We start from the raw sequence: 8,062 nt of genomic DNA on the forward strand, positions 1-8,062 counted from the left end.
CCACCGCCGATTCACACCTTCGCGCCCACCAACTGTCGATAGTCGGCGTTGCGGGCGACCAGTTCGTCGTGCGGACCGCTGTCGGCGATCCGCCCGTCCTTCAGGAACAGGACGGTATCGGCCTCGCGGATGGTGGACAGGCGGTGGGCGATCACCAAGAGGGCGCATTCTTTTCGCACGTTCCGGATGGTGACGTTGAGCGCCTTCTCGGTTTCGGCGTCGAGCATGGCGGTGGGTTCGTCGAGCATCATCAGTACCGGGCGGCGGATCAGCGCCCGGGCCAGTGCCACGCGCTGGCGCTCGCCGCCGGAGAGCAGAACGCCGTGCTCGCCCACCGGAGTGTCCAGGCCGCGGGGGAGCCGGGCGACGAGATCGGCCAGACCGGCGAGCTCGGTCGCGCGTCGCAGATCGTCATCGCCGAGGCCCGGCTGCCGGTAGGTCAGATTGTCGCGGAGGCTGCCGAACAGCAGCGGCGCGTTCTGCTCCAGCAAGCTGATCTCCGAGCGCCACATCCGGCGTGGCCGGCCGGCGTAGGAGCGGCCACCGAGCAGAATATCGCCGGTGTCCGGATTGTAGAACCGGCTGACCAGGGAGAATACGGTGGATTTCCCGGCACCCGAGTGGCCGACCAGGGCCACATGTCCCCGCGGAGGTACGGAGAAACTCACGCCGTGCAGGATCGGCCGCTCGTCGTAGGAGAAATGCACGTCCCGGAATTCGAGTGCGGGATGTCCGTTCTCCGAGTAGGTCTCGATCACCGAACCAGCCGGTTCGACGCCACCCTGCGGGATCTCGTCGACATCCTCGGCCGGCAGACTCAGTGTCGATTCGATCCGGCTGAGCGCGCCCAAGGCCTTCTGCAATCCGACGGAGCCGTTGAACAGATCGCCGACCGGAATCAGCAGATTCATCGCGAGCAGCATCATCGTGACCAGACTGCTCAGCTCCATCTGATGATTCGCCACTCGTACGCCGCCGACCAGCAGTGACACCACGAACGACCCGGTCACCGCCAGGTGCATCGCCGGATTTCCCAGCGCCTTCAATCGGGCCGCGCGCACGCCCGCGGCGAACGCCGCACCGGCCAGCTCGGTCAACCGCTCGTGTTCGCGATCCTCGGCATTGTTGACCTTGACCGTGCGCACGCCGTTCAGGGCGCGCTCGATATCGGCGGACAGCGCGCCGACGCTCTCCTGCAATCGAACCGACGCCACCTCGATTCTCGTCATGACCAGCAACATCGCCCCCGCGGCAACGCCCACGGTGACGAAGACGATCGAGAACAGCAGCCAGTCGAGATAGATCATCACCGCCACGGTGCCGACGAGTGTGATTGCGCCCGTGACTATTTGGACCAGACTGCTCCCGACCGCGTTGCGGATCACGGTCGAATCGAGCGTGACCCGGGAAATGAGATCGCCGACCCGCTGCGACTCCAACGTGGGGATCCGCAACCGCAACAGATGCCCGGCCAGACGACGGCGCACGGACAGGAGCACGGATTCGCTGGTCCGCTCGAGGAGGTAGGTGCCGCCGGTGTCGGCGACGGCGTACAGAAGATAAGCCCCCACCAACGCCGCGAGCGACCATGCGATCGTCGCGCCCGACGACGCATCCCGCACGACCTGCCCCGCCAGCAGCGGCTGCGCCAGCGACAACCCGGTGCCGACGAGAAGCAGCGCCGTCGCCGCCAGCAGCGAATGACGTTGGGGTACGAGCAGTCTCAGGAGCGCGCCGACCCGCCGCGGCCAGGAATCGCCCTGGCGAACCGCACCGTCGTCAGCTGACATACTTCCCCCGTTTGCGTTCGAGCCGACCGCTCTCAGCCGGCTCAACGTAGCCGCACTCGTGTCTCGGGTCGAGCCGACGGGAGAGTGCGGAGATCGTCGGAGCTCGGTTCGTAGCGAAGTTGCCGGGTTTGCCCGATCGGTGCGGGCCCGCAGTTCCCTGTGGTCGTGCGCCGGTTCATGCCGTCGCCGACACGGCGGGGCGGTTCTTTCGTATGCTCGTTGTCAGCGGATGGGGAGGGGCGACGGTGCCGGGCCCCGCGGGTCCGGCGATGGAGGAAGGTCCTCGCGAATGGACAGGCGCGAGGCTGCCGATATGGCGCGGGACTGGTCGGCGGCCCTGGTCGATTGCGGTGGCGTGCTGACGGCTCTGCCGCGCGCCCAGCAGTTGACGGAATGGCTCGTCGACCTGGAAGCCGCCATGTCGGCCGAATCGTTCGATCCGTCGCCCGCGTACCGAGTCGGGGTCGAGATGGTGCGGTGGAAGCTGACCGACCCCGCCCTGATGACTCCGTCCGCGACGGTGCTCGCCTGTTTGCTGGAGCGGTCGCAGCGGCCGGATCGCACGCAGCGGTTCGGCGCCCTCCTGGGCGAACTCGGGCGCGGTTACAGCGCCGAGTTGTTGAAGGTCCACACGGACAGCCAGGAGATAGCCGACCAGCGGTTCCGGGTGGTGTTCGACAACGCGGCGGTGGCGATCGCGCTGTACGACAGCAACGGCATCACGCTGGAAGCCAACCCGACCACCGCACGGATGGTCGGGATGAAACCGGAGGACGTGCCGGGGGTCGCGGGGCTGGATCTGATGCACCCCGAGGATCGCGACAAGCTCCAGCAGGTGGTCGTCGATCTGTACCAGCGCCGGCACGGCACCGTGCACTTCGAAGGCCGCTTCTGCCGCCCCGACGGCACCGTCTGCTGGGGTGCGTGGACGATGACGCTGGTGCGTGGCGCGGGCGGACGTGATCTGCGCCTGCTCGCCGTCGGGGAGGACATCACCGAGCGCCGGGCGATGGAGCAAAAGCTGTGGTGGCAGGCCCGTCACGACCCGTTGACCGGTCTGCCCAACCGTCACTGCCTGCTCGAGCAGTTGGAGGCCATCGTCGCGACGGCCGGCCCCGCCGACCACATCGGTTTGTGCTTTCTCGACCTCGACGAGTTCAAGCTGATCAACGACCGCTACGGCCACCGCGCGGGCGACAGCGTGCTGGCCGAGGTCGGGCGGCGGCTGGACGCGAAAATGGCCTCACCGTCGGTCACGGTCACCCGCATCGGCGGTGACGAGTTCGTCGCGCTGCTCGCACCGCCCTGCGACGAGGAGACCGCGCACGCCGCCGCCGAGACGATGCTCGCGACCCTGCGAGAACCGGTGCCCGTCGGTCCTGCCGATCTGCTGGCGATGTCGGCCAGTATCGGCGCCGTCGTCGCCCCGGTCGCGGGCGCGAACGCCGAGAAACTGCTGAACGATGCCGACGTGGGCCTGTACCGGGCCAAGGCCGCCGGCCGCGGCACCTGGGTGTTGCATCGCGACGAGAACGGTCGCGCAGCCGAATAGCTCAGGGCGGAGGCTGTCCAGGTCGGTGCCGGCCCATCGCGAGTTCCCCTCGCCGCGCGGCCCGCCACCATCGCTGTCCGGAGTCGACGCCACGCCGCATCGTGCGCACGGCGGGTATCTGCATGAGCAGGTGCATCTGGTAGCGCCACGGCATCTGCAGCCCGTGCCGGACCGCCATCGCGTAGGCGAACTGCACGGCATCGCGGTCCAGATACCGGTCGGCGCGTTCGAACCAGGTCATGCTGGCACGGGCGGCGGCCTGAATCGGGCGCATCGCGGCGCGCCGTTGCGTGTCGTAATCCTCCAGCGCGTCGGCGATCTCGCCGTGTTCGTACAGGCTCTGCGCGAGCACGATGGCGTCGATGATCGCCAGCCGGGTGCCCGAACCGATCGTGAAATGCGTCGTATGCGCCGCGTCGCCGAGCAGCACCACATTGTCGTGGTACCAGGATTTGTTGGTCACCTCGGGAAAGCAACTCCACCTTGCGATTTCGCCTCGCGACTTACTGATCAACGAGTGACCGTCGAGTACGCGTTCGAAGATAGCTTCCAGGTCACGCGTATTCGCCTCGTTGTCCGGGGAATCGAATCCCAGCCCCTGCCAGGTCCGCGGTTGGCATTCGACGATGCACGTGCTGATCTTTCCGGCGATCGACGGATAGGCGTGGAACCAGATCCAACCGGCCGGGGTGTGTTCGAAGGCGAAGGTGAATCGGTGGAAGACCTTGTCGGTGCCGAGCCAGATATAGCGATTCGTGCCGAGTGTCACCGATGTTCCGAACCGATGATCGTCCAGCTGCCGCACCCGGCTGTTCGCGCCGTCGGAAGCGACGACGAGATCGGCGTCGTCGAAGCCGGACAGATCGTGGACTTCTCGGCCGTATCGGACGTCGACGCCGAGTTCGCTCGCCCGGCGCGACAGTACCTCGAGCAATGCCGCGCGGCCCATGCTGAAGCCGTAACCCGGGAAGTATGCGGTCCGGTCGTCGCCCACGTGAATGGCCTGTTCCCGCCAGAGAACCGATCCGGCGCGCACCGCCTGTGCGCTGTCGGGGTCATTCCGATACAGGATGTCGAGCAGGTCGTCCCAGTACACGACGCCCCAGCCGTAGGTGGAGCCGGGAGGATCGCGGTCGATCACCGTGATGGCATGGGCCGGGTCGCGGCGCTTCATCGAGATGGCGAAGTACAGTCCGGCGGGCCCGCCACCGATACACACGATTCTCATTCGGTCACCGTTTCCGCCCGGTTGGTCGAATTCGGTGGCACAGCAACGGTAGTCGATGCGGCCGAGCCCGGCACGCTGGGCGTGTCCGGGCTCGGTCATCGGCGCTAGAAGCTGCCCCAGCCGCCGCCGAAGGGGTTCCACCAGCCGGGGTTCCAGCCCCAGCCGCCCCCGTTACCCCAGCCGCCGCCGTTCCCCCAGCCGCCATGGCCCCAGCCACCGCCGTTACCCCAACCCCAGCCGCCGTTCCCCCAGCCACCACCGTGGCCCCAGCCGCCGCCGTTACCCCAGCCGGGGCTGTCGACGGATTGGGTCGCGGAGTTCGGTGTGGCGGCGGACGCTTGCGTCGCGGCTGCGACGACCGGAACCGCGGCAGCCGCGGCTATTCCGGCGGCGGCCGCCAATCGTGCGAATTTCGAGTGTGAATTCCTTTTCTTGCTCATGATAGGGCTCCAAATAGCTGTCCCGACCTGCTGGAATTCTACGCGTTTTCGGCGAATGCAAAAGTTGCCGAGACAACCTGTTTCACAATGTCGGGCTGCCGAATCGGCCCGGCTCCGATGTGCCGGGGTCGGCGACGGACGCGTTCAGGCGGCCGCGGCCCGGACCAGGTCCGCGATCCGTTGCTCGTCCGCCGCCGTCAGCGCGGTCAGTGCGTAGGTGACCGGCCACATCGTGCCCTCGTCGAGGCGCGCGGTGTCGTTGAAACCCAGTGTCGCGTAACGCGCTTTGAATTTCTCGGCGCTCTGGAAGAAGCAGACCACCTTGCCGTCGCGGGCGTAGGCCGGCATTCCGTACCAGGTCTTCGGGGCGAGATCCGGCGCCTCGGCGGTCACGATGGCGTGAATCCGTTCGGCCAGCGCGCGATCGGCCGGCTGCATCGCGGCGATCTTGGCCAGCACATCGGCGGTGCCGTCCGCCTTCGCGGCCTTGCCGCCACGGCGGGCGGCGGTCTTCAGCTCCCGGGCATGCTCTTTCATCGCGGCGCGTTCCTCGGTCGAGAAGCCCACCGTGGCAGCGGTCTTCGTGGCAGAGGTCTTCGTGGTAGCCGTCTTCGTGGTCATCGTCGTCTCCGTTCGAGTCGGGTATCTCAGTTGTCCTGCAGCACGCCGAGCACGTTGCCGTCGGGGTCGATCACCGTGGCGACCCGGCGGCCCGCGCCGACGTCGCGGATCGGTTCTCCGACCACGGCTCCGGCGGCGGTCAGCTCGGCCAGCTTCGCCTCCAGATCCGGGACCGCCCAGTAGGTGACCGGTGCGGTCATGCCCTGCGGCCCGCCACCCGGAACCAGGCCGACATGGGTGTCGCCGACCTCGAAGCCGACGTAATAGGCGCTCTCGGCACTCGCCGGCACGCCCAGCAACGCGGCGTACACGGCCTTCGCGGCGGCCAGGTCGGTGACCGGGTGCAGCACGGTCCTGATGCCCAGGGTGGTCATGAAATCTCCTGTGGTGTCGTGTTCTTGTGGTTTCCACGGTAGGAATCGCGGCGCCGCGCAACATCCGTGGTGACCACGGAATCCACCACGGATCCGGTACGTGGTGGCACCGGTACGGGCGTCAGAATGGGGGCGTGTCGAAGCAGATCGCCACCGAGATCTCGGCTCGGGAGGCCGAGGTGCTCGCCCTGGTCGGGCAGCATCGTAGTAACGCCGAGATCGCGGCCCAGCTGTACATTTCCGTGCGCACGGTAGAGACCCATGTGTCGTCACTGCTGCGCAAGGCCGGAGTGCCCGATCGGCGGGTGCTCGCGGAACGGGCGGCCGCACTGGGTGATCGCCGACCGGCCGCCGCGCCGGTAACGGTGCTGCCCACGACCTTGACCACGTTCGTGGGCCGGGCCCGGGAACAGGCCGAACTGCGCGCGCTGGTCGCCGCGCATCGCCAGGTGACCGCGCTCGGTCCCGGCGGTGTCGGCAAGACCCGGCTCACGCTGGCCGTCGCCGCGGAATCGGCCGACGAGTTCGCGGGCGGAGTCTGGTTCGTGGATCTCGTGCCGGTCACCGATCCGGAGATGACCGGCGCGGCGGTGGCCCACGCGCTCGGTATCGGCGAACAACCGGGCCGGGATCTGGACGATTCGGTGACGGCGGCGCTGGCCGACCGTCGGCTCCTGCTCGTGTTGGACAACTGTGAGCATCTGCTGGACGGTGTGGCGCCGTTCCTGGAACGCTTGCTGGCGCGCTGTCCGGGGGTGACCGTACTGGCCACCAGCCGGTCTCGGCTGATGGTGCCGTTCGAGCAGGTCTACGCGGTGCCGCCGCTGACCCTGGAGGAGAACGCCGACGCGGTCGCGTTGTTCCTGGACCGGGCGGAGGCACTGGGCTGGTCGGTGCCGCCGGAGCAGACCGATCGGGTCGCCGAGATCTGCGCCCGCCTGGACGGTTTGGCGCTGCCCATCGAACTGGCCGCCGCCCGGCTGCCGACCCTGGGCCTGGACGGTCTGACCTCGAGTCTGTCCGATCCGCTGCGGCTGCTCGTGGGTGGCCGCCGCGCCGACGAGCGGCACCGGTCGGTGCGGGCCACGCTCGACTGGAGTCGAGCGCTGCTGACGGAATCGGATCGCCGGCTGCTGCAGCGGGTGGCGGTGTTCGCCGGGCCGTTCACCGCCGCGGCCGCCGCTGAGGTGACGGGTGGTCCGCCGCTGACGCCGGACGAGGTGCCGGACGGGCTGGCGCGGCTCACCGAACAGAGCCTGCTGACGGCGGTTCCGGCCGGCACCGGTATCCGATATCGGATGCTGGCGACCGTCCGCCAGTACGCGCGGGAACAACTCGACTCGCTCGGCGAGCTGCCCGAGATGCTCGCCCGGCATCTTACGTGGAGTCTGGCGACCGCTACCGCACTCGCGCAGCGGTCCGAAACCGGTTCTTGGCGAACCGAATTCGACGGCGTGGCCGACGACCTGCGCGCGGCGCTGAACTGGGCGGCAGCCGAGCCGGGGCAGCGGGCGGCGGCGTCCGGCCTCGCGCTGACCCTGGCGCGGATCGCCTTCACCCGCAACCTGATCGGTGAATCACAGCGGCGCTACGAGCAGGCCGCCGCGCTCACCGCCGATCCCTCCGTGGCGGCCGAGGCGCTGCGCGAGGCCGCCACCACGGCCGGGTGCCGACTACACGGCTCCGAGATGTACCGGTTGTACCTGGCGGCGGCGGAGATCGCGCGCACATCCGGTGACGATGCCGCTGCCGCAAGAGATCTCGCGACGGCGGTGAGCACCTGCTTCCGGATGTCCGATACTTTCGACGAGGCGCCCGCGCTGCCCGAGGTGGTCGAGCTGCTGGCCACGGCCCGCGGCCTGGCCGGAGACGATCCGGCTGCCGCGGCGGCCGTCGCCCTCGCCGAATGTGGTCTCCGAGCCGCGGAATCCGAGGGTCCGCAGGCGATCGCAACAGCCGAACGAGCGGTCGGACTGGCCGGGCGAACCGCTGATCCGCTGACTCGCAGCGCGGCCCTGGACGCGCTGGCCGGCCGCCCAGTGGTGGTGCGGGCGACG

General features: G+C 68.7%; 7 protein-coding genes. 2 read left to right on the top strand and 5 right to left on the bottom strand.

The window, feature by feature from the left end:
- Positions 1-11: 11 nt before the first annotated feature.
- Positions 12-1,790 (bottom strand): ABC transporter ATP-binding protein, encoded by a 1,779-nt coding sequence (locus tag RJ03_RS03670; RefSeq protein WP_036498070.1) that lies wholly within the window; start codon positions 1,788-1,790, stop codon positions 12-14.
- Between the two features lie 289 nt (positions 1,791-2,079).
- Between RJ03_RS03670 and RJ03_RS03675 the strand changes: the two genes are divergently transcribed.
- Positions 2,080-3,342 carry a diguanylate cyclase domain-containing protein gene (locus RJ03_RS03675; RefSeq protein WP_063820331.1) on the top strand — a complete coding sequence of 421 codons (1,263 nt, stop codon included), beginning with the start codon at positions 2,080-2,082 and terminating at the stop codon, positions 3,340-3,342.
- 1 nt (position 3,343) lies between these two features.
- Here the strand turns inward: RJ03_RS03675 and RJ03_RS03680 are convergent, their stop codons facing one another.
- From RJ03_RS03680 to RJ03_RS03690, 4 genes are all read right to left on the bottom strand, one after another.
- Positions 3,344-4,570: an FAD-dependent monooxygenase gene (locus tag RJ03_RS03680; RefSeq protein WP_036498100.1), complete on the bottom strand. Its 1,227-nt coding sequence runs from the start codon at positions 4,568-4,570 to the stop codon at positions 3,344-3,346.
- Positions 4,571-4,674: 104 nt separating this feature from the next.
- On the bottom strand, positions 4,675-5,010 hold the full coding sequence (locus RJ03_RS35755) for a hypothetical protein (RefSeq protein ID WP_174372253.1): 336 nt from the start codon (positions 5,008-5,010) through the stop codon (positions 4,675-4,677).
- A 144-nt stretch (positions 5,011-5,154) separates the two neighbouring features.
- Positions 5,155-5,631, bottom strand: a complete 477-nt coding sequence (locus RJ03_RS03685; RefSeq protein ID WP_051024253.1) for an iron chaperone — start codon at positions 5,629-5,631, stop codon at positions 5,155-5,157.
- A 26-nt stretch (positions 5,632-5,657) separates the two neighbouring features.
- Entirely contained in the window at positions 5,658-6,005 is a 348-nt protein-coding gene (locus RJ03_RS03690) for a VOC family protein (RefSeq protein WP_036498073.1), read from the bottom strand.
- 134 nt (positions 6,006-6,139) lie between these two features.
- Here RJ03_RS03690 and RJ03_RS03695 point away from each other — a divergent pair.
- Positions 6,140-8,062: ATP-binding protein (locus tag RJ03_RS03695; RefSeq protein ID WP_051024255.1), on the top strand; the 1,923-nt coding region annotated here is incomplete at its 3' end.

Origin of the sequence: Nocardia aobensis NBRC 100429 (genome assembly GCF_000308375.1) — a bacterium.
GTDB lineage: Bacteria > Actinomycetota > Actinomycetes > Mycobacteriales > Mycobacteriaceae > Nocardia > Nocardia aobensis.